The organism is Arsukibacterium sp. UBA5043 (assembly GCA_002415085.1).
Taxonomy (GTDB): Bacteria; Pseudomonadota; Gammaproteobacteria; order Enterobacterales; family Alteromonadaceae; genus Alishewanella.
This window is the reverse complement of sequence record DIBV01000013.1, coordinates 195,171-218,089: the sequence shown is the minus strand read 5'-3', so window position 1 is coordinate 218,089 and position 22,919 is coordinate 195,171. Positions and strand designations below refer to the sequence as shown.

Here is a 22,919-nt window from a genome sequence, read left to right as displayed (position 1 = left end):
CCAGTGTGGCAGGTTCAAGCCTGCCAGGCAACCGCAGCTTAGTTCTTCATATTTTGATAAAGGTAAGGATGGCGCTGTCTGTGGCGCTGAAATAAAAAACGTCGCAGCGCATCACGATTAGGTTTAGTGGCAGTAATTTTCGCAGCCAAAGTCTGGTTGTGCAGCCTGACGGGTTCCATTCCTAACTGCAGCAACTGCCCATCTGGCAGATGCAAAGTCAATTCGGGGTTGCGGCTCATTTGCTTCACACTATCAACCGAATTTAATTTTAATGCCATGCCAGTGCTGGACAACGACAGCAACTCAATCTTACCCGGCAGATCGTCACTACTTATATTTAGTTCATCCAGTTCGGTTGAACGCCAGCTACGCTGCTTACCAACATATTCAACCACCTCAGGAATACCCAAAACCGGGTTAAACTGGCCAGATTCATCCAGGGTCATCTCAAGTGGAAACCATAACTTATAGTTGCCGACTTCGGCCAACAAAGTAAGTTTGGCCTGGCCAAGCAAGGGGGCTATCAGTTCTGGCACTTCTGTGATAACTGAAATAGTATGACTGGCACCGCCCTGTCCCGCAGAAGCAATGGTGATATTGTCTGCAAATAATTCCGCAATATAACCGCGCTCTTCTTTGCTAAGTACTGGATCCTTTTCCATCTGGCTCACATTGAGCATTCATAAAAGTTCCATAAATATAACATGTGCTGAAGTTTTGCGCAATTTATCAAAAACAAAACTTGCGTAATCATTCAGGTTGAACTACGCCCCTGCATTTCATTTATTGATGGCCATCTCACAGCTCTGAGCTTTAGCGTTAAATCTGCGCATCAGGAATTGCAACAGCAACGACATACCCATCTTTAGCAACAGTTCACCGCTTACTATCGGCGTTGTGTCTGTTGCTGACAGAAGAGGTCAGTAAATTGAACTATGGTAGATAGCTGGGATGCCCGTTTAAGCAGAGCTAATTAACAGGAGTTTGGTTTGAAAAACTGCACCTTATTATTAAGTTTTACCGCCTTATTATTTGTTTTCAGTGCCTGGCCGGTTAGTGGCGCTGAGCCAGAGACGAGTGGGCAGCCTGTGTATGGCCCGCAGCTGGAAGACTTTGCTTATCCTTATCCGGTAAAATACTTTACCGCTAATAGTCAGCAACAACAGCTGGAAATGGCCTATCTAGATGTGCCAGCCAAGGCAGGTACTGCTAATGGCCAAACCATGGTGTTAATGCACGGCAAAAACTTTTGCGCCGCCACCTGGGAAGGCAGTATTAAAGCCCTGAGCGCCGCCGGCTATCGGGTTATTGCCCCGGATCAAATTGGTTTTTGTAAATCAGCTAAGCCCAGGCAGTATCAGTTTAGCTTTCATCAGTTAGCCGCCAATACCAGGGCATTGCTGGATAAGCTGAAAATTGCTGATGTAACGGTAATGGGCCACTCAATGGGTGGCATGCTGGCTACCCGGTTTGCCTTGCAGTATCCAGATATGACCAACACTCTGGTGATGGTGAACCCGATCGGCCTGGAAGACTGGAAAGCGCTTGGTGTACCGTATCGGACGATAGATGAATGGTATCAGCGGGCGCTAAATACCTCTGCCGACGGCATTCGCAACTACCAGCGCAATACCTATTATGCCGGCCAATGGCGTGATGAATTTGAGCCCTGGGTGCAAATGCAGGCTGGTATGTTCCGCGGCGAAGGCCGCGAACAAGTCGCCTGGAATTCAGCCCTTACCGCCGATATGATTTTTACCCAGCCGGTAGTTTACGAATTCCCGCAACTTAAAATGCCGGTAATATTGTTGATTGGCGATCAGGACAACACCGCTATCGGTAAAGATGCCGCCCCAAAAGAACTGCAGCCAAAATTAGGCAACTATGCCAAACTCGGCCCGGCAGCCGCAGCTGCCATTCCCAACGCTCAGCTGATCCGCTTTGCCGACTTAGGCCACTCGCCGCATATTCAGACCCCCGAGCGTTTTCATCAGGCGTTGTTGCAAGCGCTGGTAGCGGAAACGCAATAAATCAGCGGGCCTCCTTAACTGACCTCGTTTGGCTAAAACTCAAACCACTTGCTATAGCTACACTAACTGACTAAGTTAAAAGCTGTTTTTTAGTCCAGGAATTCAGAATAATTAGCATGGAGGGTTCCGGTGCTTGAAGTGATCGAAATTCAGCAAAAAGCCAGTCAGGGTAGAACTGAACCCTATTTATGTCGTTTATCTGACGACAAGCGTTATTACATAAAGGGACCACAGGCTGGGACTAAAGGTCTGATCAATGAAGCAGTTTGTGCATTTCTGGGTAGAGCTTTACAGTTAAGTTTGCCACCGCATTGCTGCGCTTTCTTGCCACAAGCTATACTGCGCTTTGACGAAGCGGCCAGCCGTGTTTTAGGCGCAAGTGATAGCATGGTATTTGCTTCAGAACTGATACCTGACTTGCTAGAAGTAACACCTACAAGTGTGCTTAACATGCCAGCCCATTACGCCCGTGATCTTTTTCTGTTTGATTACTGGATTAGAAATGAAGACCGCACCATGACCGAAAACGGCGGCAACCCGAACTTATTTTACCAGCCGGCCTCCAATCAATATGTGGTGCTGGACCATAACCTTGCGTTTGACAGCAGCTATAATTTTAATAGTAATGCGAATGTCCACTTAGCTTACAATGTCTGGTTCAGTGATCAACATGATGCGCTTTGGCGCACGCATTACAGCGCGAAACTAGCGATTGCGTTGCAAGGGCTTGCCCAGTATGCTGCGACTTTACCGGCCGCATGGTTGGAAGAAGCGCCGGGACATCTGGCAGAAATAAACGACGTACTATCTTTGTTTAACAGCGATGAATTTTGGGAGGTACTGATATGAAAACACTTTATCAGTATGCAATTGTACGGTTTTTACCGCATGTTGAGACGGGCGAGTTTGCTAACGTCGGCATAGTACTGTGCGCTCCTGAATTAGGTTTATTCGATTTTCGACTGGCACCTGGCCGCTTTGCCCGCGTTACCGAGTTTTTTGAAGATCTTGAAGGCAAACTTTACAAAGCGACGCTGCAAACGGTAGAGCAAGAGTTGCAGCGGTTACAAACCTATGTAACACGTCTTACACCAAAAGAGCTAGCACAGCAGATGCAGGAAGTAGTTCGGCCAAGAGAAACGCTGGTGCGCTACTCAGAGCTGCGCTCTTTATATCTGGAACAAAAACCTGCAGCTGTTATTGAGCAGTTATTTGAGCGCCTGGTGCATCGTACCTTCATTACCGAAGAGTATCAGGAAAGCCTGATGGTTAAGGTAATCCGTCAGCAGTTAAGAGATGAAAAACTTACGCATTTTAAGCAGCAGAAAATTCACGACAAATTTGCTGAATTTACTCTGCCGCTGGTGGCGAAAACCAACGACGTTTTCGTGATCAGGCCACTCGCCTTTCGCCAGCAAACGGCTATTCGTTTATTTGATCACGCCGAGCAATGGCTTGGCCGGTTCCGGCGTTTGGTAAACCACAATGTACTGCAAAAAGACAATATTTTGTTGCCATTACAAGCTCCTTGCCGCAACGACAAGAATTTACTTGGAGCCTTTAAAGAAATAGAGCGCGATCTGACAGCCTTTGGTGTACAAACACTAGATCACCACAACAAGGCCGGCATCAGCCGCTTTGCCAAACAGGCTTTAGTGTCAGACAACTTCACCCTGCAATAATCCCATACTAAGCAGGCTCCGAATTCCGGGGTCTGCTGCATCTTACTAACATCTGTACCAAAAAATGCTTTGAATTATTTCTTACTTCGCTTAGGTTAAGGTAATTACACAATAAAGGACTACCTGCCTGCAGTAGTAAAAGGAAGTTATGACCAGCCGAGCTTATGCCATTTTTGAAACCGGAATGCAGGATGTCACCAAGCTGATTCAGCTGTTTGACAATCTTGAATCCCAAGAACACCGTCAGCAATATGAAGTGCTGAAACGTGCAGCTTTAGTCATGACCGCCGCAGCGTGGGAGACCTATATTGAAGCCTTTGCTGTAGAGCAGGTTGAAGCAAAACTTGCCCTGTCTGATGACGAGTATACAGCCGCGTATATCCGCCGAAGGCTTGACCATGAGATCAACCGCCTACACAACCCCACCTCTGATAAAGTCAAAAAGCTTTTTCTCGAATTTTTAGATGTGGATATCACTGAGTCGTGGAGGTGGAATAACTATTCGCCAAAAGAAGCTCGTGAGCGGTTAAATAAATGGCTGAAAATGCGGGGGGATGCAGTGCATCAAGTTTGTCAAAGCAACGACCCAAAAAATGCACATTTGATAAAGCGGGATGATCTGGATAAGGCAGTAAGGTTTTTTACAGATTTGGTGAGAGTGAATCAATCGATATTTACTTAGCTAAGTGGACTAAAATCACAAAAAATACTTTATGTATTGAGGTTACCAATGATTGAAGATCCATCTAAAGAGACAATTCTGGCTGTCAGTGATGCAGTGAAAGAAACTGCTGTCGCTACTCAAGTTGCCGTTCAGGCAGCGGAAAAAGCCGGTGGCTTTTTAGCGAGAGTTTTAGGTGATGCGCCTGAAAATCTGATGGGTGTGCTGTCCGACAAAATAAGGTTCTGGAGATGGGAGCGGCAACTACGTTTAATAGATAAAGTAGATGAGATTATAAAGCTAAGAAATCTGTCTGGACTTACTCGTCCCGTACCGCCAAAATTTGCTATCCCTTTGATTGAACAGGCGACAATGGAATCTGAAGATGCAATTCAAGATCTTTGGGTCAACCTACTCGCAAATGCGATGACTCCAGATCGGGAAAGTGCCAAGACTTCATATATAGAGATACTTAAGCAATTAGATCCAATAGATGTTGCAGTTTTAAACAACATCTATCGGAATTACGTACGCTCAGTTACCGCAGGTAAACTCTCTGAATCAGATTCACCTAGTAGGTTAGGCTTCAGCGGAGATGACATCATGAAATATCATGGATTAAATAGAAGGAAGTATGAAGCGGTTATCGATAATTTACTGCGAGTTAGGTGTGTTACATTTCTTCGTCTCTCTGGCTCCGATATCACCATAGATGGAGCATCAATAATTACGGATAAAGGGTACGATTCAATTTGCCTGACGAGCCTTGGAAAATACTTTGTTATTGAGTGTACCTCTAATAGTTAAATCCCACTTAAATTTTTATAAAAAAGAACTTTCAATAGATTAGAATATATTTATCGCGGATTTCCTGCACAGCCTGCAACTTACCTTGCTCGCTGTCGCGCAGGCCATTCTCTATCGCCTGACGCACATATATCTGCTCCATCAGGTCGTCCCAGGTAGCACCAGCAGGGAGTTAGTCTATCAGTTTGTGCACGTCATCTTTTTTACGCGGATTGGCATAGGTATATCTCCGTTAAATCTGAAATTTTTGGCTGGATACCGCTAAAAAATAATTAAAAGCTCAATCCAACCCACCAAAATAAACACTAAATAAACAATTTACCCAATATATTTTACATTTATAACTAATGGAGTATAGTTACTGGCTTCAGAATCCCACTCTAAGGATAGAAAATGCATACACCCATTCAATTTTTTATGGTGGTACCAGAAGACCTTTTTCGATTAGGCAGGAAGACCACGGCCAAACTTGATTACATTCGCCCTACGCCCCCCAGGGATGAGAAAGAAGATACCTGGGATGTTAAAGTTTATAACAAAGATGGTGTAAGTTTTGTCGATAGCAAATCAGGTGGTTTATCCTTGTTTAACTATCGCAACCCAAAATTCGGTAACCTGTGGTGGAAAATTCCTGCAAGTACAAAACTACCGAGCGGCCTGCATATATCCTTAGACAAAGGCGGCAAAGAAGGTAAGTTTCACTTCACTATTCGACCTTTGCAAGATATGCCGTACTATCTGTATATTGAAAAGCTGAAACAACTGGAATCTGCCGCAATTCCAAGCTTTTTAAGCCCCCCTAAATCCGAGGTAAGTTAGCTATGTTCTCAAATGTAGAATTACGTCATATCCGTTTATGCCTGGTCAGACAAATAGCTGCTGGCCGCGCTGAACTGCTAAAACTGGATGAAGACAGTGACGAATATATGGAAAAGGCGAATGATTTAATGGTGCTGGATAGCATTATCGCCAAGATTGACCGCGAGCAGAGTTGAGCAGAAATTCGGTGTGCAGTTCTCCAAAACACTGAGAGCGCAATCTTTTGAATTACGCCCTTTGCGGTTGTATGACCCTTTGCCTTTTTTCGCCTTAACCACTCTGGTTTGAAACAACTTACTGGTAACTAAGGCCTTAATCGCATTATCGCGGATTTCGCCGCGGCCATGCTCGGCTGCCGCTGGTTTACTCATTTATCTTCTCCTGTTTAAAAAACGCGCAAAGTTTAACTGTGCGCCGCAAGAAACACCAGCGGTTGTTGTTGCGGAGCTTCCACTCTACAATAAGCCCAGCACCATCATCAGGATACTGCATGAATACCGATATTCGCTGGCAACAACGGCTGGCAAACTTCACTAAAGCGCTGGCTGAACTGAGTGAGGCAGTTGCGCTTACAAAGCAGCGGCCGCTTACTAAACTGGAGCAACAGGGTTTAATTCAGGCTTTTGAGTACAACTACGAATTGGCGTGGAACTGCATCAAAGATTTTTATCAGTTTCAGGGTGAAACCGATATTCAGGGTTCGCGCGATGCCATCAGGCTGGCGTTTAACCGTGGTTTAATCAGCGATGGTGAGTTGTGGATGAATATGATTAAAAGCCGGGCGTTAACCTCTCATACTTATAATCAGGATACGGCAAATGCCGTCGCCGATGATGTATTGAAGCGATACTATCCTGCCTTTATCGAACTACATCAGGTATTAAATGACCAGCACAGTGCCGGCTGACGTTTATGGGCTCAGCCAGCAGGCATTGCAGCAAATTAAGCAGTGTCTTGCATCGTTTTCAGCAATTGAACAAGCCATACTGTATGGCTCACGGGCTCTTGGTTCTTTTCGTCCTGGTTCCGATATTGATATGGTTATTATTGGCCAGCAATTTAGCCACCAAAATCTGTTGCAGCTACTGACAGCACTGGATGATTTGTTACTACCTTACAACTTCGATATCAGCCGGATCCAAGACATCGAAAACAAAGATTTACTGTCGCATATAGCACGGGTTGGTAAAGTCATTTATCAACCCGTGGTTAAAAACGTCTGATAACTGCGGTTATTGCTGACTTGCTGGTACTGATAGCCCAGCTTATCTAAATGGCCGGCAATATCGCTGTGTTGCGCCACTTCAAAACCGGCCAGTACATCGCCGGTGGCGGCACCGTGGTTGCGGTAGTGAAATAGGGTAATGTTCCAGTGCTCGCCAAGAGTGTTTAAAAAATTCATTAAAGCGCCCGGGTATTCCGGAAAATTAAACTGATACACCTGCTCGGATAACTGCCGTGGTGGCATGCCGCCGACCATATGCCGCACATGCAGCTTGGCCAGTTCGTCGTCAGACAAATCCTGATAATCATAACCGGCGTCGCTCAGCAACTTGGTCACGGTATCTAATTCCTGCTGGCCGTGGCGTAGCTTAATGCCAACAAAAATATGGGCTTTATTATCGCTGGCATAACGGTAGTTAAATTCAGTGATGGCCCGCCCACCCAGGGTCTGGCAAAAACGGCGGAAACTGCCTTTTTCTTCCGGAATAGTCACAGCGAATACCGCTTCTTTTTTCTCGCCCAGCTCACAGCGCTCTGACACATAACGCAGCGTATCAAAATTTAAATTGGCACCACTTAACACCGCCGCAAACTGCTGCGGTTTAGCTAAAGTGCTGTTAGTTAACTGCTGGCTGTATTTCTTCAGCCCTGCCAACGCCAGCGCACCAGCAGGTTCGGCTACAGCGCGTAAATCGTCAAAAATATCTTTAATTGCGGCGCAAATTTCATCGCTGCTAACCGTCACTACCTCATCACAAAAGCGCTTGGCCAGATTAAAATTTTCAGTACCAATCCGCTTTACCGCCACGCCATCGGCAAATAAGCCTACCCGCGCCAGGGTAACTGGCTCGCCGGCCGCCATCGCCGCTTTTAAACAGGCCGCATCTTCAGGCTCTACCCCTATTACCCGCACATTGGGCTGAATAGCTTTAATATATACCGCCATGCCGGCCATTAATCCGCCGCCGCCAACCGGAATAAACACGGCATTGAGCTGGTTGTGCTGACTTAACAGCTCTTTGGCGACCGTGCCCTGGCCGGCGATAACATCGCTATCGTCAAACGGCGGAATATAAAGAGCGCCTTCGGTATTGGCCAGCTTAATGGCATAGCTGTTGGCTTCATCGAACGCCGTGCCATGCAATACCACATTGCCGCCCAATGCCCTTACTGCGGCGATTTTTATTTCCGGGGTAGTAATTGGCATCACAATAGTAGCCTTTAGCTGCAGCTTGCTGGCTGATAACGCCACGCCCTGGGCGTGGTTACCGGCTGAGGCACATACCACGCTGGCATCGGGGCTTTGCAATTTTACTTTGTGCAGTTTATGAAAAGCTCCGCGCAGTTTAAACGAATACACCGGCTGCTTATCTTCACGTTTAAGCAGCACATTATGGCCCAGGCGCTGGCTCAATTTCGGCATCGGGTCCAGTGGCGTTTCAACAGCGGCCTGGTATACCGGCGACAGCAGAATTTCGCGCAGATACTGCTGCATCACATCGTTATCTGTCTGCTCTGGTTGGACAATTGCCAGGTTATTCATTGTTGCTCCACTGCTATATTTTTTGCTTGTGCCAACCGACACACTTAAGTTTCAAGCGAAGGCAGGTTACAACTAAGCGGGGCGTCTCCAGCAAGGATGCTGGAGAGGAGCTTATAGGGATATATTTACGGCGTCCCCGCGTGTTGTTACCTGTTGTAGCCTTCAACTCATATTTAAACTCAGCGCCAAGGAAATACTTTCTTCGCCGCCTTCAAGGATCACATCCCTGTGCCCTTTCAGCCTCCGCGGCATCCCTGCCGCTGCTACGAAAGTACACCTTGTCCCTTCGTCTAAAGTCTTGCTGTTACTCTTCAAGTTTCGACAAATCTCTTACCGCGCCTTTATCAGCACTACTGGCCAGCAGCGCATAGGCTTTTAATGCAGAACTGACCACCCGCTGCCGGTTCTGTGGCTTCCAGCCTTGTTTACCTTTGGCATCCATCTGGGCATGGCGCTTTGCCAGCTCTTCATCACTAATCGCTATGCCAATTTTGCGCTGTGGAATATCAATTTCAATGGTGTCGCCTTCCTGCACCAGCGCGATAGCACCGCCACTGGCCGCTTCCGGTGATACATGGCCTATCGACAAGCCCGAGGTACCGCCGGAAAAGCGGCCGTCAGTGATTAAAGCGCACGCTTTACCCAGGCCCATCGATTTTAAATAACTGGTCGGGTACAGCATTTCCTGCATACCCGGGCCACCTTTCGGGCCTTCGTAGCGAATAATCACCGCATCGCCTGCTACTACCTTGCCTTTTAAAATGGCCTCTACTGCATCATCCTGGCTTTCAAACACCCGAGCGCGGCCGCTAAATACCAAGTTCTCTGGCTCTACCCCGGCGGTTTTAACAATACAGCCCTGCGGCGCCAGGTTACCAAACAGCACTGCCAGGCCACCGTCTTGCGAATAAGCGTGCTCTTTACTGCGGATACAACCGTCTACCCGGTCGTCATCCACCGACGGGTAGCGGCAGTTTTGCGAAAACGCCTGAGTCGTGCGGATACCCGCCGGGCCCGCTGCATAGAAATCCTGCACCTGTTTTGACGGGCTGGCTTTTAAATCCCACTGCTCCAGCACTGCCCCCAGCGAACTGCCGGCCACATGCGGCGTGTTGGGGTTTAACAAGCCGGCACGGTTCAGCTCGGCTAAAATGCCGATAACGCCACCGGCACGATGAACATCTTCCATATGGTATTTCTGGGTTGAAGGCGCCACCTTGCATAAGTGCGGCACAATGCGCGATAAACGGTCGATATCGGCCATGGTAAAATCAACTTCTGCTTCAATCGCCGCGGCCAGCAAATGCAGTACCGTATTGGTGGAGCCGCCCATCGCGATATCCAGCATCATGGCATTTTCGAAAGCGGTTTTATTGCCGATACTGCGCGGTAAGGCGCTGGCATCATCGTTTTTATACCAGCGGTTACACAGATCCATAATTCTGAAACCGGCCTGGACAAACAGCTCTTTGCGATCAGCATGAGTGGCCAGTAATGAGCCATTACCCGGCTGACCTAAGCCTAACGCTTCCACCAGACAGTTCATTGAATTAGCCGTAAACATTCCTGAGCAGCTACCGCAAGTCGGACAGGCGCTACGCTCAATCTGTTCACTGTCGCTGTCAGACACTTTAGGGTCGGCCGCCGAAACCATGGCATCCACTAAATCCAGCTTGATGATCTGATCTGATAATTTGGTTTTCCCAGCCTCCATCGGCCCGCCGGAAATAAAAATGGCCGGTACATTTAAGCGCATGGCGGCCATCAGCATGCCCGGGGTAATTTTGTCGCAGTTAGAAATACAGACCATCGCATCAGCGCAGTGGGCATTAACCATATACTCGACCGAGTCGGCAATCAGCTCACGCGAGGGCAGACTGTACAACATGCCACCATGACCCATGGCAATACCATCGTCTACCGCTATCGTGTTGAATTCTTTAGCGATACCACCGGCTTCTTCGATACTTTTTGCCACCAGCTTGCCTAAATCACGCAGGTGAACATGGCCTGGCACAAACTCACAGAACGAGTTCACCACAGCAATAATCGGCTTGCCAAAATCGGTATCTTTAACGCCGGTGGCACGCCACAGCGCCCGGGCGCCTGCCATATTGCGGCCTTCGGTAACAGTGGCAGATCGTAACTTTGGCATTGTGGTACTCCGTTATTCAAAAATAGGGTATTGAGCATAGCTAACCAGCGCTGCTCCAGCTAAAAATTCAGGCGCGCAGCGCTGCAATATCGGCACTGGCCAGCTGTAAATCGCGTACGTCATACAGTTTATGCAACTGACTGGTCAGTAAATGAATCGGCTTGTCGCTGCTAACCGTTAAGGTGATCGACAAGCCGGCCTTTTCTGCCAGCGGGGTCAGTTCCAGGCCGGCCAGCTGATAGCCGCGATAGCGGGCTACCTGTAATAAACGTTCAACTACGCTAGCTTCATTATTGGCAGTGATATTCAGGGTATGGTTCATCAGTTGCTCTCCATGATCATATCTTCATTCGCGGCACCCGGCGGTACTAATGGCCAGACGTTATCTTTTTCATCAATTCTTACATGCAGTAAATAGGGGCCGGGCCAGGTAAACATGGCTTCCAGCGCGCTTTCTACTTCATCTTTGCGGGTAATACAGTGGCCCGGTATGGCAAAAGCGGCAGCCAGTGCGACAAAATCGGGGTTGTCAGATAAATCGGTTTCGCTGTAGCGCTCGTTAAAAAACAGCTGCTGCCACTGCTTTACCATGCCCAGGCGCTGGTTATCGATAATGACGATTTTCACCGGCAGCCTGAAGCGTTTAATGGTGCCCAGTTCCTGCACATTCATCATAAAAGAGCCATCGCCTGACACGGCAATTACCGTGTCCTGGGGCCGGGCTAATTTAGCGCCTATCGCTGCCGGCAAACCAAAACCCATGGTACCCAGGCCACCACTGGATAAATGATTACGCGGATGGCTGAACCGCATATGCTGCGCTACCCACATCTGGTGCTGCCCGACGTCGCAGCAGACGACGCTGTTGTCCGGCATCCGCTCGCTTAACTGCTTTAACAGCAGCGGCGCATAAATACGCTCGCCCGGATGATCATAGCGCCAGCCGTGTTGCAACTTTAAGCTGCTGCAATGGGCTAACCAGTCGCTGCAATCGGTGCTGCTGGCAATCGCCGGCAGAATTTGCCGCATATCACCCAGAAACGACACCTCAGCAAAACGTACTTTGTTAATTTCGGCCGGGTCGATATCGACATGAATCACCTTAGCGTTAGGCGCAAATTTTTGCAGGTTGCCGGTTACCCGATCATCAAAACGGGCGCCTAAACACACTAATAAGTCGCACTGCTGTACGGCAAGATTCGCCGCCTGGGTGCCATGCATGCCCAGCATGCCTAAGTAATAAGGGTTGTCTTTGGCTACCGAGCCCATGCCTTTTAACGTAGTAACAGATGGCATCGGGCACTGGGTTAAAAAGTCCTGCAGCTGCGGCATGGCCCCTGCCATATGCACGCCACCACCGATATAAGCCATCGGCTTGCTGGCATTGGCAATTAGCTGGCGGGCCGGGCCACTTTGCGCTAAAGAGGTATTTAGCGCGCGGCTTTGTGGCGAGGCAGCATCACTCGGTTCAGCAGCCGCGGCTAACTGCACATCTTTCGGGATATCAACCAGTACCGGGCCGGGACGGCCGGAGCGGGCAATAGCAAAGGCTTCGTTTAACGTGGCAGCCAGCTCATCGGCGCTGCGCACCATAAAGCTGTGTTTGGTAACGCTTAAACTTAAGCCCAGTACATCGATTTCCTGAAACGCATCGGTACCCATTACTGCCTGCGACACCTGACCGGTAATCGCCACCAGCGGCACCGAATCCAGCATGGCATCGGCCAGTGAGGTAATTAAATTGGTGGCACCGGGGCCGGAGGTCGCCAGGCATACCCCAACCTTACCCGAGCTGCGGGCATAGCCTATGGCCGAAAACGCACCGCCCTGCTCGTGCCGGCACAGGTAGTGTTTCACCGGGCTGGCATAAATTGCATCGTAAATAGGCATAATAGCGCCGCCGGGATAACCAAAAATGGTATCCACCCCCTGCTGCTGCAACACTTTTAATACCAACTCTGCGCCATTCATTCTAAACCTCTTGCTACCCGTTATTTTTCACATGCCCTGAAACGACAAAACCCCCGGTCCTTGCGGAGCGGGGGTTTTGTTGGATTTCGCCTTAAGCTACTTTATTTTTCCAAAACACCGCCCCCGCGGAGATTAATAATCACCACGACCACGAGGACAATAATGTTCAGAACAGCAGCTAAACGCATAATTTGATTCTTACTTATTTACTTGGTTGAATTCGTTTTTATTTTGGGCGCCATATTTCAGCGCTATTGCCTATTACAAATAGCCGTCTATCAGTCTGAAGTCAACCACTTTTTATGATCTGTGAAAAAATAATCAGTTGCGGCTGTGTAGGCTTTAAACCTGTTTGCCCACGACGACACGCCGTGAATACATCCCTGTAGGCTCGTTTCCGCCCGTCCGGGGCTTCAACGGTTGTCTTAGGGCAAACTGGTTTACGCTGGCGACTTAAGAGTAAATCGAAGAAGCAACCTATTTGCACCTTTAGCCTGCCACAACGTACACTAAGTATATTCAGCAGCCAGCGCAGTAGCACTATGGATCAGCTAGAGCTATTCGACATCCCTAACCCCTGTATCGGGGTGTGCCAGAGCAACAACCGGGGTTATTGCCTGGGTTGCCTGCGCTCGCGGGACGAACGTTTTAACTGGCACCAGAAGCCCGCTGCCGAGCGGGCGCATATTCTGAAACTGCTAAGCCAGCGCCGGGCCAGACTGAATACTAAAACAAGAAAAGACCAGGATCTGCCAGAGCAAGGTGAATCACTGGATTTGTTCTGAATTAACTTTTTTTAATTAAACTCACTACATAAATCAGCACTATCGCCCCGACGGTCGCGGTAATCAGCGAGCCAATAAAGCCAAATGACGCCAGGCCGATTAAGCGAAACAAAAAACCGCCGATAAAAGCACCGACAATACCCACCAGCATATTGCCTAACAAGCCAAAGCCTTTACCTTTCATAATATTGCCGGCAATCCAGCCCGCCAGCGCACCAATAATTAGAAATGCAATAAAGTTCATCGTAGTTCCTTAACATGAAGATTCCGAATTAACCTGAAATGAGCATAGACCAAAAAAGCCTGGTTAAGAAGATACTTTTAATGTTGAGCTAAGCAGTTGATTTCTTAAGTCCCATTAACAAATGTTGATATATATTTTCATAAATTTTTTTAAGCTCTGGATTTTCCATTAGAGAAACGGTATATATTACGCGCCTCAATTAGACGAGGCGAATCATAATATAAAAATAAACCAAAGGAATTGAAATGAAATATAGCGCTATCGCAGCACTTACTGTGTCTATGGTTTTGTCTGTATCTGCTTATGCAGATAAAGCTGTTGGTTCAGGTCCTAATCCATTTTCGGATTGTGGTATTGGTGCCGCTTTATTTCCAGAACATAAAGTTTTGGCAGTAACGTCAAACGTAATCTGGGATATTGGTACTACTGCTGTAACCTCGGCTACCGCAAGTCCTGAAACATGCTCAGGAAAAAATGTTGATGCTGCCGCATTTATCTTAAACTCTTATGACAGTATCATCGAAGATACAGCTCGTGGCGAAGGTGAACATTTAGCCGCGTTGATGAACATCCTTGAAGTAGCACCTGCTAAACAAGCACAAGTCATTGATGACGTTCGCAATCAAATGAGTCTGCATATTGCCGATGAATCTTATAACGCCGCCGATAAGCGTGAAAAATCACAACAATATTATTTCACTGTTATTAGTGCTGTAACCTCTGCATAATGTAAAAGCAGAATAGGAAGCTTTCTTCCTATTCTGTCTTGAGTCTATTCATGAATCGATTGATATTACTCTGCTGCCTTGCTTTTTTTTGCAATCTTATTCAGGCATCTACCTTTACTGCTACCCCCGAACTTGAACAAATTGCCGCTTCAACCACCTGGAAAAAACTGCTTGTTTACTCTGATAATGGCCAAAGCTATATCCAATCGGAACACTTTTTTTTATCAAAAAGTGGGAATAGCGATCCATTAAGCGAATTGCTGGCGACCTTAGCTGCCTTTTCAACCCCTGTAGATAAAGAATCCCCGGAAGCACATCCACAATGTAAGTTTGCGGGGCGTTTTAACTGGCTGAAACAACAAATTGCTATCAGTGAGTTTGGTATCAAAGAAATTAATTGTCTTAATTTTAATCAGTTTCTCAGGCAGCAGGACGTCAATTCAATTAGTGTAATTTTCGCCACCGGCTTCCTTGGCAACCCAGCCTCTTACTATGGTCACTTATTACTGAAGTTAAATACAGGTAATACAAGCAATCAACAGAATATGCTGCAGGATACCGCAATAAACTATGGCGCTGATGTGCCCGCAGACGAGAATATGGCGCTGTATGTCATTAAGGGTATTATTGGACAATATGATGCGTCATTTACCCAACAAAAGTATTTTTACCATGCTGAAAATTATGGCGAATCTGAACTGCGGGATCTGTGGGAATATGAACTGGCCCTGGACCAGCAGGATATAACCTTGCTACTGGGACATATATGGGAGTTACTTGACGCGGATTATCAATACTATTTCTTTAACCGTAATTGTGCTTTTCATATGGGCGAGTTATTGCAGCTGTTGTTAGACGCTAAGGTGACAGACAGCAGGCGCCTTTGGATAACTCCGCAATCCATTATGCAGAATTTGTCTGCTACCACCTATAAAAACAAGCCATTGGTTAAAGAAATCAGATACCATCCGTCCAGACAAAGCCGGCTATATCAACGCTTTTCGCTTCTTGATCGCCAACAAAAAAACAAGTTGTTTAGCCTGGTTAACCAACCAGAGCTATTGGCGGATCCCGATTTAGCTGCATTTAAATTAACTGAGCAACAGCAAATAGTTGATACGCTAATCGATTATTTCCAATTTATGCGTAAAGAAAGTGCCGGATTATCGGATCAAAATAACAACCACTATAAACAGTCGGTACTACTGCGTTATCGGCTACCAGCCGGACAATCGGCTGACAGGTTTAATGCCGATTCCCAACCTCATTTAGGCAGAAAACCAAGTTATTCCTCAATTCAGATTGTGCACTCCGATCATGAAAATTATGGCCAGCTCCAGCTACGCCCTGCCTATTATGATGCGCTTGATGCTTCTAACAGTCATGTCAGATTTTCAGCCTTGAGTATGGGAGAGTTGCTTCTGGGATTCACGAATACCAAACTATTTCTAAAAGATTTATCGCTACTGAAAATTGAAAATATCAGCGCAAACTATACCGGCCTGCCCGGCGACCAGAACTACTCCTGGTACCTGGATATCGGAGCAACCCAGGCAAAGATCGGCTGCGTTGATTGTGAAGCCTTTAAAGCAAACACAGGCATAGGTTATGGCTTCGAGGCTCTGTCAGCTTTTAATATTTCTGGCTTTGTTGGCGCAGGTTATCTCAGCAACACATTAGAGAGCGCAGGAAGCTACTTCAGCACAAAGCTTATTTCAACCTGGTACATCTCGGAGCAATTTTCATCCCGCTTTGAACTGGAGCGGCGATTTTTCAGCGGCGGTCTGAGCGACCATTTGGCAAAGTTAAATGTCCGCTATGCCGTTTCTCAGGATTCGGATTTTCGTATCTCCGTTAATAAAGATAAAAATTCAACTGAACTTGGCTTAATTTTGGGCTGGTACTGGTAATATCGGCTTAACAAGCCTAATGAAAATAACTGAGACGTTTTAAATGTTTTAAATGTTTTAATTGGTATGCTTGTGGTTACTGATACTGTGCCAATACCTCGGGCAAGCGTTCAAAAGTTTTAAACATCGACTTTAGTGCCACTTTGTCAGCAAGAAAATGCGGCAAGCTACCGGCCGGGTCGGCCTGGCCCTGATAGCGGATAAACAGTTTACCATCGGGCTGCGGGGTTAAGGTCCAGCGTGCCTGCACCTGTTGCATCCGGATATAGCCGTCTATCTCAGGATATTTATCGCCAAGGTCCTGCACATCCAGTATCAGCTCACCGCTCGTTTCGTCTGTTGTCCAGACCGAGCGGGTTACCATATCGCGGTCTGAAACCGGCCAGGAGGCTTTAAAAAAAGTGTGGACGATATAGGTTGCCGGATCGGGGTGACTGAGCAGCTCAGCTTTGTCGGCATTGGGGACCCATTTATCGATATTGCCGGTATCTTCCAGTAAATGGATAAAAGCGCCTGTGTCAGAATTAACTTCTGTTTGGGCTTTAATTTCCAGTACGTTGGCTGTTTTACGGCGGTACTCTACCCTGACTCCGCTTTCCGCTTTATAAAGCTGCCAGTCGTGGTCCTGCGCTACCGTAGCCACACTTAAAAATGCGCTGACACCTAAAAACATCAGGCATGCTATCAGCCGGCGCATTACTTTATCCCTGTAGCAGCGCTAATTCAGCGGTTGTCAAAGCCCGGTACTCTCCCTCGGCCAAATCTGCCGGCAACTGCAAACCGCCGATTTTTTCGCGGTGCAGTTGCTCTACCTTATTACCAATAGCGGCAAACATCCGTTTAACCTGATGATAACGGCCTTCATGAATGGTCAGCAGGGCTTCGGACTCGGCAACGATTTCCAGCTCAGCCGGCAAGGTAGGATCTTTTTCGCCGCGTAGCATTACGCCCTCGGCAAACAGGCTGGCCACATCATCGCTGATTGGGTCGGCAGTCCATACCCGGTAGGTTTTGGCAATATGATGCTTGGGTGAGCTTATCCGGTGTGACCACTTACCATCATCGGTTAGCAGTAGCAGGCCCGTGGTGTCTAAATCAAGCCGGCCAACGGTATGCAAGCGCTCAACTAAGGGCTCATCCAGTAAGTTAAACACAATGGGGTGCTCGGGGTCGTCATTGGCGCAGAGAAACCCGGCTGGTTTATGCAATATCAGATAACGCAGGCCAATGATCGCCAGCGGCTGGCCATCCATTACCACTTTATCGCCACTGTTAACCTGCAACGCCGCCTGTTTAACCAGCTCGCCGTTAATCGTCACCAGTTTCTGGCGGATAACTTTGCCGGCCTGGCTGCGGGTCAGGCCGGTACAATCACATATATATTTATCTAAACGCATAACACTAGCCACCTGTAAATAAGGTGACTAGTGTACCCTACCGGCAAAAATTAGTCGCCTGTTGCCGGGACGAGTGCCGAGACCATAAAATTCGGATTCAGCAGCTGCTCGCGCTGATACACCTTGCTACTGATACCATCGAAACTAACGGTAGCGCCGGCCTCGGTAGCAACAATATGGCCAGCGCCGGTGTCCCAGGCCATGGTGGGGCCAAAGCGCGGATACACATCGGCGGTGCCATCGGCCACCAGACAAAACTTCAGCGAGCTGCCAACCGGCACCATTTCATGCTGCGTAAACTGCGCCAGATAGCCGGCTAAATCGGGGCTCGGATGGCTACGACTGCCCACCACTTTTACCAATTGATCGCGGCTGGCCTGGTTTACCTTTATCGGCCTGACACCAGCGGCGTGCTTTAAAAAAGCACCTTCGCCTTTGGCCGCGTAATAGGTTTTGGCCAGTACCGGCGCATGCACTACACCCAGCACCGGCTCGCCGTTATCTATCAGCGCGATATTTACGGTAAATTCGCCATTACGTTTAATAAACTCTTTGGTGCCATCCAGCGGGTCGACCAGCCAGTAACGCTGCCAGTTTTTCCGGATATCCCAGCTGATATCGGCCGCTTCTTCAGACAAAATGGGCAAATCCGGGGTTAGTTTTGTCAGTTCAGCCACGATCAGTTTATGCGCAGCTAAATCGGCTGCCGTTAACGGTGAGTCATCGCTTTTAGCGCTGATATTAAAATCAGCCTGGTCACGGCCGTAAATGGCTAAAATGGCCAAACCGGCCTGTTCGGCAATCTGAATAATGGCCGGCAATAAGGTTGCTGTCATAGGGTCGTCCTTGAAAGTTGTCAGAAAATAATGGCGAAAAATCCGTCTGGCAAGCTTACCAGAATTAGCGCAGCCGGGTTAGCGGCTGGGCAAAAACTGCTGTTTGCGGCCGGGCGCCAAACCAGTGCAGCTGCTGTTGTAAACTGACCACTTCACCAATAATCAGCAGCGCCGGCGATTTTACCTGCTCGTTGTCAATCTGCGCGGCCAGTTCACTCAGTTGTGTGGTAATAATCCGCTGCTCCAGCCGGGTACCGTTTTCAATAATCGCTACCGGGGTGGTTGCCGCACGGCCGGCGCTTATCAGCTGCTGCTGGATATGAGCCGCTTTCATCAGCCCCATATAAATCACTACTGTCTGGTTAGGGGTGCTCATACTCTGCCAGTCAGGCTCAGTGCCGTCTTTACGACAGTGGCCGGTAACAAACTGCACGCTTTGCGCATGATCGCGATGGGTTAGCGGGATACCGGCATAAGCGGCGCAGCCGGCGGCGGCAGTAACGCCCGGAACCACCTGAAAGGCAATATTATGGGCCAGCAACGCCTGAATTTCTTCGCCGCCGCGGCCAAAAATAAAGGGGTCGCCGCCTTTTAAGCGGCAGATTTTTTTACCGGCCAGGGCTAAATCAATCAAAATCTGATTGGTATCCTGCTGCGCTACCGAATGCGCGCCGGCTTTTTTACCGACACAAATCAGTTCGGCATCACGACGCACTAATTGCATAATTTCCGGCGACACCAGATAGTCGTATACCACCACATCAGCTTGCTGCATTAACTGCAGCGCTTTTAAGGTTAACAGCTCCGGATCGCCGGGGCCGGCGCCTACCACATAGACTTCACCGGCCAGTTGCTGCGGCTCTGCCAATAGCGCACTCAGCCGCTGTTCCGCCTGCGGCAGCTGATTAGCCTGCACATCGCGCACCACATCGGAGTTAAATACCTTTTCCCAGAACTGGCGCCGGGCAGCAAAACCGCTAATTTTGGCCTTTACCTGATCGCGAAAGCGGCCTACCAGCTGCGCCAGTGGCCCTAAATGCTGGGGTAATAAGGTTTCCAGCTTTTCGCGCAGGCGCCGCGCCAGCACCGGTGCGGTGCCAAAACTGGAGATGGCAATAATAATCGGGTTACGGTCAATAATAGACGGGAAAATAAAACCACATTTGGGCTGATCATCCACGGTGTTTACCAGCATATTGCGCGCTGTTGCTGCGTCATACACCGCGCCATTAACGCTGTCATTATCGGTGGCGGCAATCACCAGTGATTTGCCGTCTAATAATTCAGGGCTAAAATAACCGCTAATAAGCTCGGCTTTACCCTGCTGCTGCCAGTCAATAAATTCCGGAGCAAATTCAGGCGATACCACATAAAGCTTAGCGCCGGCACTTAGCAGGGTGCCGGCTTTACGCAACGCCACCGAACCGCCGCCGACGATAAGCACCGGTTTATCGGTTAATTTAACGAATAAAGGAAGATATTGCACCGCGGCTCCGCAAGCTGAAATCGTCAGCTGATAATGCTGCTTAGCATAGCGCCACATGCATATTTAGCAAAATAGCTTATCGCGCTCAGATATAACCAAAAGCTATTAATAACTTAAGACTTATAATCAGCGGCTCAAGCCTTTGTTGATCCACTGCATTGATAGCAAAAAAAAGCGGTAACCGAAGTTACCGCTAAAGAGGGATGAGAGAGGTATCCCGTTTTGCAAAAGCGTTGCTGCTACCGGCCATTGATGCCGGCTCAGATATTAATGGCGGATCAGATAGTCAAACGCACCCAGCGAGGCGTTGGCACCGGCGCCCATGGCAATAATAATTTGCTTATAAGGCACGGTAGTGGCATCGCCGGCTGCAAATACGCCTGGTACTGAGGTCTGGCCGCGCTCGTCGACAATAATCTCACCACGTGGCGATAATTCCAGCGCCCCGCGCAACCATTCGGTATTAGGCACCAGACCAATCTGGACAAAAATACCCGCCAACTCAACATGATGCGACTCACCGGTTTTGCGGTCGGTATAATTAATACCGTTTACCCGGTTACCGTCACCGGTTACTTCGGTGCTTTGCGCTTCAGTAATAATGGTAATATTGCCCATTGAATTGGCTTTTTTCACCAGCACCGCATCGGCCCGCAGCGTGGCGGCAAATTCCAGTACCGTAACATGCTCGACAATACCGGCTAAGTCGATTGCCGCTTCAATGCCGGAGTTACCACCACCGATAACGGCCACTTTTTTGCCTTTAAACAGCGGACCATCACAGTGCGGACAGTACGCCACACCTTTACCGCGATATTCCTGCTCGCCCGGTACGTTCATTTCTCTCCAGCGCGCACCCGGCGCCAGAATTAAGGTTTTACTGCGTAACATCGCGCCGTTCGCCAGCTCCAGCTCAACCTTGTCGGTTTTACTCAGCTTAACTGCGCGCTGGTTATTCATAATATCCACGTCGTATTCACGGACATGGGCTTCTAACGCATTTACCAGCTTCGGGCCTTCGGTGTATTTAACCGAAATAAAGTTTTCAATGCCGACGGTGTCAGCCACCTGGCCACCAAAACGCTCAGCTAAAATACCGGTATTCAGACCTTTCCGGGCGGCATACACGGCAGCAGAAGCACCAGCCGGGCCACCGCCGACGACTAATACATCAAACTCGGCTTTACTTTTCAGCGCCTCAGCCTGGCGTTTTTCAGCGTTAACGTCGATTTTCTGGATAATTTTCTCCAGGGTAATCGCCCCCTGCGAAAATAACTCGCCGTTTAAAAATACCGATGGCACCGCCATCACGTTGCGCTCGCTGACTTCGTCCTGGAACATGGCGCCGTCAATCATCACGTTGGTAATGTTCGGGTTAGTGGCGGCCATAATATTCAGCGCCTGCACCACTTCCGGACAGGTCTGGCAGCTTAGTGAGATATAGGTTTCAAATTCGAACTTACCGGGTAACTGGCGAATTTGTTCGATGGTATCGGCTTCCACCTTTATCGGGTGGCCACCGGAATGCAGTAATGCCAGCACTAACGAGGTAAATTCATGGCCCAGAGGCACACCGGCAAAGGTAATGTGAGTATCTTTAGCTACCGAGCGCACCAGCATCGCGGGTTTACGCTCCATAGCAGCATCGTCGCGACGCAACGATACTAAATCTGATAAACCGGCTATGTCATTAGCCAGTTGTTCTACTTCAGTGGCTTTGGCGCTATCGTCTAAAGATACCACCAGCTCAACTTCTGTTTTCAGGTTCTGCAAATAAGTTTTAAGCGTTTGCTTCAGGTTAGTATCTAACATAAAAACTCCAGAAAAATTAAGACGATAAAAAATCAGCGTAACAAAGCCTCAGCCTGAACTTACAGGCTGTCAGCATTTAATCCGGGATAGTCCGGGCAGGCATGGCCTGCCCGGGTTCCAAACCGTAGTCTGGCAGAGAGAAGCTGAGTACAGCTTCTTAACAGGGGCTGTAATCAGTTCTCACTGCAGATAACTGCAGATGTTGCACTGCTTAGATTTTACCAACCAGGTCCAGTGAAGGCGCTAAAGTCGCTTCACCCGGAGTCCATTTAGCCGGACATACTTCGCCGTCATGGTTAGCAACGTACTGAGCAGCCTGTACTTTACGGAACAATTCGCCAGCAGAGCGACCGATACCTAAGTCGTGAATTTCAGCTACTTTGATTTCGCCTTCCGGATTGATTACGAAAGTACCGCGCAGTGCCAGGCCATCTTCTTCAATCATTACGCCGAAGTTACGGGTAATGGCACCAGTCGGGTCGCCGATCATCGGGTAATTGATTTTCTTGATGGTTTCAGACGCATCGTGCCACGCTTTGTGGGTGAAGTGAGTGTCAGTTGATACTGAGTATACTTCAACACCAATCTCCTGGAACTTCGCGTAGAAATCAGCTAAATCGCCTAATTCAGTCGGGCAAACGAACGTAAAGTCAGCCGGGTAAAAACATACAACAGCCCACTTGCCCAGTACGTCTTGCTCAGTTACCGGTACAAATTTGCCCTGATGAAATGCAGTGGCTTTGAATGGCTTAATCTTAGTATTGATAATTGAAGACATTGTCTTGCTCCCTTCGGTTAATAAATAGGTTGGTAAATTTCCGCGTTCTCA

25 protein-coding genes are annotated in these 22,919 nt (G+C 48.3%); 12 read left to right on the top strand and 13 right to left on the bottom strand.

Annotated features, from left to right (window positions below; all coding sequences use genetic code 11):
* Nucleotides 1–38 precede the first annotated feature (38 nt).
* Nucleotides 39–662, bottom strand: coding sequence for a hypothetical protein (locus tag B2Q61_RS12505; RefSeq protein ID WP_290620476.1), 624 nt, complete (start codon nucleotides 660–662; stop codon nucleotides 39–41).
* A 327-nt stretch (nucleotides 663–989) separates the two neighbouring features.
* On the opposite strand from B2Q61_RS12505, the gene B2Q61_RS12500 reads away from it, so the two are divergent.
* The 7 genes from B2Q61_RS12500 to B2Q61_RS12470 all read left to right on the top strand — a co-directional run bounded on the left by B2Q61_RS12500 (nucleotide 990) and on the right by B2Q61_RS12470 (nucleotide 6,175).
* Nucleotides 990–2,030, top strand: coding sequence for an alpha/beta fold hydrolase (locus tag B2Q61_RS12500; RefSeq protein WP_290620478.1), 1,041 nt, complete (start codon nucleotides 990–992; stop codon nucleotides 2,028–2,030).
* Between the two features lie 129 nt (nucleotides 2,031–2,159).
* Nucleotides 2,160–2,879: a HipA family kinase gene (locus tag B2Q61_RS12495; RefSeq protein ID WP_290620480.1), complete on the top strand. Its 720-nt coding sequence runs from the start codon at nucleotides 2,160–2,162 to the stop codon at nucleotides 2,877–2,879.
* Nucleotides 2,876–3,712 (top strand): DUF3037 domain-containing protein, encoded by an 837-nt coding sequence (locus tag B2Q61_RS12490; protein ID WP_290620482.1) that lies wholly within the window; start codon nucleotides 2,876–2,878, stop codon nucleotides 3,710–3,712. The genes B2Q61_RS12495 and B2Q61_RS12490 overlap by 4 nt, the downstream gene beginning before the upstream one ends.
* Before the next feature lie 148 nt (nucleotides 3,713–3,860).
* A complete protein-coding gene (locus tag B2Q61_RS12485; protein ID WP_290620484.1) occupies nucleotides 3,861–4,394 on the top strand; it encodes a HEPN domain-containing protein in 534 nt (177 codons plus the stop codon).
* 48 nt (nucleotides 4,395–4,442) lie between these two features.
* Complete coding sequence (locus B2Q61_RS12480) at nucleotides 4,443–5,180, top strand: Abi-alpha family protein (RefSeq protein ID WP_290620486.1); 738 nt, start codon at nucleotides 4,443–4,445, stop codon at nucleotides 5,178–5,180.
* Nucleotides 5,181–5,573: 393 nt separating this feature from the next.
* A complete protein-coding gene (locus tag B2Q61_RS12475) occupies nucleotides 5,574–5,999 on the top strand; it encodes a hypothetical protein (RefSeq protein ID WP_290620488.1) in 426 nt (141 codons plus the stop codon).
* A gap of 2 nt (nucleotides 6,000–6,001) precedes the next feature.
* Complete coding sequence (locus B2Q61_RS12470; protein WP_290620490.1) at nucleotides 6,002–6,175, top strand: hypothetical protein; 174 nt, start codon at nucleotides 6,002–6,004, stop codon at nucleotides 6,173–6,175.
* Here B2Q61_RS12470 and B2Q61_RS12465 read toward each other — a convergent pair.
* Nucleotides 6,125–6,370, bottom strand: a complete 246-nt coding sequence (locus tag B2Q61_RS12465) for a ribosome alternative rescue factor ArfA (protein WP_290620492.1) — start codon at nucleotides 6,368–6,370, stop codon at nucleotides 6,125–6,127. The genes B2Q61_RS12470 and B2Q61_RS12465 overlap by 51 nt on opposite strands.
* 119 nt (nucleotides 6,371–6,489) lie before the next feature.
* On the opposite strand from B2Q61_RS12465, the gene B2Q61_RS12460 reads away from it, so the two are divergent.
* Both B2Q61_RS12460 and B2Q61_RS12455 read left to right on the top strand, forming a co-directional pair.
* The gene (locus B2Q61_RS12460; protein ID WP_290620494.1) at nucleotides 6,490–6,906 is read left to right on the top strand and encodes a nucleotidyltransferase substrate binding protein; all 417 of its coding nucleotides are present in this window, start codon (nucleotides 6,490–6,492) and stop codon (nucleotides 6,904–6,906) included.
* Nucleotides 6,884–7,222, top strand: coding sequence for a nucleotidyltransferase domain-containing protein (locus tag B2Q61_RS12455; protein ID WP_290620496.1), 339 nt, complete (start codon nucleotides 6,884–6,886; stop codon nucleotides 7,220–7,222). The genes B2Q61_RS12460 and B2Q61_RS12455 overlap by 23 nt, the downstream gene beginning before the upstream one ends.
* Here the strand turns inward: B2Q61_RS12455 and ilvA are convergent.
* The 4 genes from ilvA to ilvG all read right to left on the bottom strand — a co-directional run bounded on the left by ilvA (nucleotide 7,198) and on the right by ilvG (nucleotide 12,892).
* Nucleotides 7,198–8,766 carry a threonine ammonia-lyase, biosynthetic gene (gene ilvA, locus B2Q61_RS12450; protein ID WP_290620498.1) on the bottom strand — a complete coding sequence of 523 codons (1,569 nt, stop codon included), beginning with the start codon at nucleotides 8,764–8,766 and terminating at the stop codon, nucleotides 7,198–7,200. The genes B2Q61_RS12455 and ilvA overlap by 25 nt on opposite strands.
* A 304-nt stretch (nucleotides 8,767–9,070) precedes the next feature.
* A complete protein-coding gene (gene ilvD / locus B2Q61_RS12445) occupies nucleotides 9,071–10,921 on the bottom strand; it encodes a dihydroxy-acid dehydratase (protein ID WP_290620500.1) in 1,851 nt (616 codons plus the stop codon).
* Nucleotides 10,922–10,988: 67 nt separating this feature from the next.
* A complete protein-coding gene (gene ilvM / locus B2Q61_RS12440) occupies nucleotides 10,989–11,243 on the bottom strand; it encodes an acetolactate synthase 2 small subunit (RefSeq protein WP_290620502.1) in 255 nt (84 codons plus the stop codon).
* On the bottom strand, nucleotides 11,243–12,892 hold the full coding sequence (gene ilvG, locus B2Q61_RS12435) for an acetolactate synthase 2 catalytic subunit (RefSeq protein WP_290620504.1): 1,650 nt from the start codon (nucleotides 12,890–12,892) through the stop codon (nucleotides 11,243–11,245). Before ilvG ends, ilvM begins: the two co-directional genes overlap by 1 nt.
* Before the next feature lie 542 nt (nucleotides 12,893–13,434).
* Here ilvG and B2Q61_RS12430 point away from each other — a divergent pair.
* Nucleotides 13,435–13,677, top strand: coding sequence for a DUF1289 domain-containing protein (locus tag B2Q61_RS12430; protein ID WP_290620506.1), 243 nt, complete (start codon nucleotides 13,435–13,437; stop codon nucleotides 13,675–13,677).
* A 1-nt stretch (nucleotide 13,678) separates the two neighbouring features.
* Here B2Q61_RS12430 and B2Q61_RS12425 read toward each other — a convergent pair whose 3' ends face one another.
* Nucleotides 13,679–13,921 carry a GlsB/YeaQ/YmgE family stress response membrane protein gene (locus B2Q61_RS12425; RefSeq protein WP_290620508.1) on the bottom strand — a complete coding sequence of 81 codons (243 nt, stop codon included), beginning with the start codon at nucleotides 13,919–13,921 and terminating at the stop codon, nucleotides 13,679–13,681.
* A 245-nt stretch (nucleotides 13,922–14,166) separates the two neighbouring features.
* Here B2Q61_RS12425 and B2Q61_RS12420 point away from each other — a divergent pair, with 245 nt between their 5' ends.
* A complete protein-coding gene (locus B2Q61_RS12420) occupies nucleotides 14,167–14,649 on the top strand; it encodes a DUF3015 family protein (RefSeq protein ID WP_290620510.1) in 483 nt (160 codons plus the stop codon).
* A gap of 50 nt (nucleotides 14,650–14,699) precedes the next feature.
* On the top strand, nucleotides 14,700–16,559 hold the full coding sequence (locus B2Q61_RS12415; RefSeq protein WP_290620512.1) for a DUF4105 domain-containing protein: 1,860 nt from the start codon (nucleotides 14,700–14,702) through the stop codon (nucleotides 16,557–16,559).
* Between the two features lie 76 nt (nucleotides 16,560–16,635).
* Here the strand turns inward: B2Q61_RS12415 and B2Q61_RS12410 are convergent, their stop codons facing one another.
* The 6 genes from B2Q61_RS12410 to ahpC all read right to left on the bottom strand — a co-directional run bounded on the left by B2Q61_RS12410 (nucleotide 16,636) and on the right by ahpC (nucleotide 22,868).
* Nucleotides 16,636–17,256: an START domain-containing protein gene (locus B2Q61_RS12410; RefSeq protein ID WP_290620514.1), complete on the bottom strand. Its 621-nt coding sequence runs from the start codon at nucleotides 17,254–17,256 to the stop codon at nucleotides 16,636–16,638.
* A gap of 4 nt (nucleotides 17,257–17,260) precedes the next feature.
* Nucleotides 17,261–17,956, bottom strand: a complete 696-nt coding sequence (gene rsuA / locus B2Q61_RS12405; RefSeq protein WP_290620516.1) for a 16S rRNA pseudouridine(516) synthase RsuA — start codon at nucleotides 17,954–17,956, stop codon at nucleotides 17,261–17,263.
* Nucleotides 17,957–18,006: 50 nt separating this feature from the next.
* Nucleotides 18,007–18,792, bottom strand: coding sequence for a 3'(2'),5'-bisphosphate nucleotidase CysQ (gene cysQ, locus B2Q61_RS12400; protein ID WP_290620518.1), 786 nt, complete (start codon nucleotides 18,790–18,792; stop codon nucleotides 18,007–18,009).
* 64 nt (nucleotides 18,793–18,856) lie between these two features.
* Nucleotides 18,857–20,278 (bottom strand): siroheme synthase CysG, encoded by a 1,422-nt coding sequence (gene cysG, locus B2Q61_RS12395; protein ID WP_290620520.1) that lies wholly within the window; start codon nucleotides 20,276–20,278, stop codon nucleotides 18,857–18,859.
* 267 nt (nucleotides 20,279–20,545) lie between these two features.
* Nucleotides 20,546–22,090 carry an alkyl hydroperoxide reductase subunit F gene (ahpF, locus tag B2Q61_RS12390; RefSeq protein WP_290620522.1) on the bottom strand — a complete coding sequence of 515 codons (1,545 nt, stop codon included), beginning with the start codon at nucleotides 22,088–22,090 and terminating at the stop codon, nucleotides 20,546–20,548.
* A 211-nt stretch (nucleotides 22,091–22,301) separates the two neighbouring features.
* Nucleotides 22,302–22,868 (bottom strand): alkyl hydroperoxide reductase subunit C, encoded by a 567-nt coding sequence (ahpC, locus tag B2Q61_RS12385; RefSeq protein WP_290620524.1) that lies wholly within the window; start codon nucleotides 22,866–22,868, stop codon nucleotides 22,302–22,304.
* Between the last annotated feature and the right edge of the window lie 51 nt (nucleotides 22,869–22,919).

Bases quoted from the DNA above. Each gene is read 5' to 3' on its own strand.
- B2Q61_RS12470 (WP_290620490.1), top strand. From the start codon at position 6,002: ATGTTCTCAAATGTAGAATTACGTCATATCCGTTTATGCCTGGTCAGA.
- B2Q61_RS12420 (WP_290620510.1), top strand. From the start codon at position 14,167: ATGAAATATAGCGCTATCGCAGCACTTACTGTGTCTATGGTTTTGTCT.
- ahpC (WP_290620524.1), bottom strand. From the start codon at position 22,868: ATGTCTTCAATTATCAATACTAAGATTAAGCCATTCAAAGCCACTGCA.
- ilvA (WP_290620498.1), bottom strand. From the start codon at position 8,766: ATGAATAACCTGGCAATTGTCCAACCAGAGCAGACAGATAACGATGTG.
- B2Q61_RS12505 (WP_290620476.1), bottom strand. From the start codon at position 662: ATGGAAAAGGATCCAGTACTTAGCAAAGAAGAGCGCGGTTATATTGCG.
- B2Q61_RS12425 (WP_290620508.1), bottom strand. From the start codon at position 13,921: ATGAACTTTATTGCATTTCTAATTATTGGTGCGCTGGCGGGCTGGATT.
- ilvM (WP_290620502.1), bottom strand. From the start codon at position 11,243: ATGAACCATACCCTGAATATCACTGCCAATAATGAAGCTAGCGTAGTT.
- B2Q61_RS12485 (WP_290620484.1), top strand. From the start codon at position 3,861: ATGACCAGCCGAGCTTATGCCATTTTTGAAACCGGAATGCAGGATGTC.
- B2Q61_RS12455 (WP_290620496.1), top strand. From the start codon at position 6,884: ATGACCAGCACAGTGCCGGCTGACGTTTATGGGCTCAGCCAGCAGGCA.
- ahpF (WP_290620522.1), bottom strand. From the start codon at position 22,090: ATGTTAGATACTAACCTGAAGCAAACGCTTAAAACTTATTTGCAGAAC.
- B2Q61_RS12465 (WP_290620492.1), bottom strand. From the start codon at position 6,370: ATGAGTAAACCAGCGGCAGCCGAGCATGGCCGCGGCGAAATCCGCGAT.
- B2Q61_RS12460 (WP_290620494.1), top strand. From the start codon at position 6,490: ATGAATACCGATATTCGCTGGCAACAACGGCTGGCAAACTTCACTAAA.
- B2Q61_RS12475 (WP_290620488.1), top strand. From the start codon at position 5,574: ATGCATACACCCATTCAATTTTTTATGGTGGTACCAGAAGACCTTTTT.
- ilvG (WP_290620504.1), bottom strand. From the start codon at position 12,892: ATGAATGGCGCAGAGTTGGTATTAAAAGTGTTGCAGCAGCAGGGGGTG.
- B2Q61_RS12415 (WP_290620512.1), top strand. From the start codon at position 14,700: ATGAATCGATTGATATTACTCTGCTGCCTTGCTTTTTTTTGCAATCTT.
- ilvD (WP_290620500.1), bottom strand. From the start codon at position 10,921: ATGCCAAAGTTACGATCTGCCACTGTTACCGAAGGCCGCAATATGGCA.
- cysQ (WP_290620518.1), bottom strand. From the start codon at position 18,792: ATGACAGCAACCTTATTGCCGGCCATTATTCAGATTGCCGAACAGGCC.
- B2Q61_RS12480 (WP_290620486.1), top strand. From the start codon at position 4,443: ATGATTGAAGATCCATCTAAAGAGACAATTCTGGCTGTCAGTGATGCA.
- rsuA (WP_290620516.1), bottom strand. From the start codon at position 17,956: ATGCGTTTAGATAAATATATATGTGATTGTACCGGCCTGACCCGCAGC.
- B2Q61_RS12430 (WP_290620506.1), top strand. From the start codon at position 13,435: ATGGATCAGCTAGAGCTATTCGACATCCCTAACCCCTGTATCGGGGTG.
- B2Q61_RS12410 (WP_290620514.1), bottom strand. From the start codon at position 17,256: ATGCGCCGGCTGATAGCATGCCTGATGTTTTTAGGTGTCAGCGCATTT.
- B2Q61_RS12490 (WP_290620482.1), top strand. From the start codon at position 2,876: ATGAAAACACTTTATCAGTATGCAATTGTACGGTTTTTACCGCATGTT.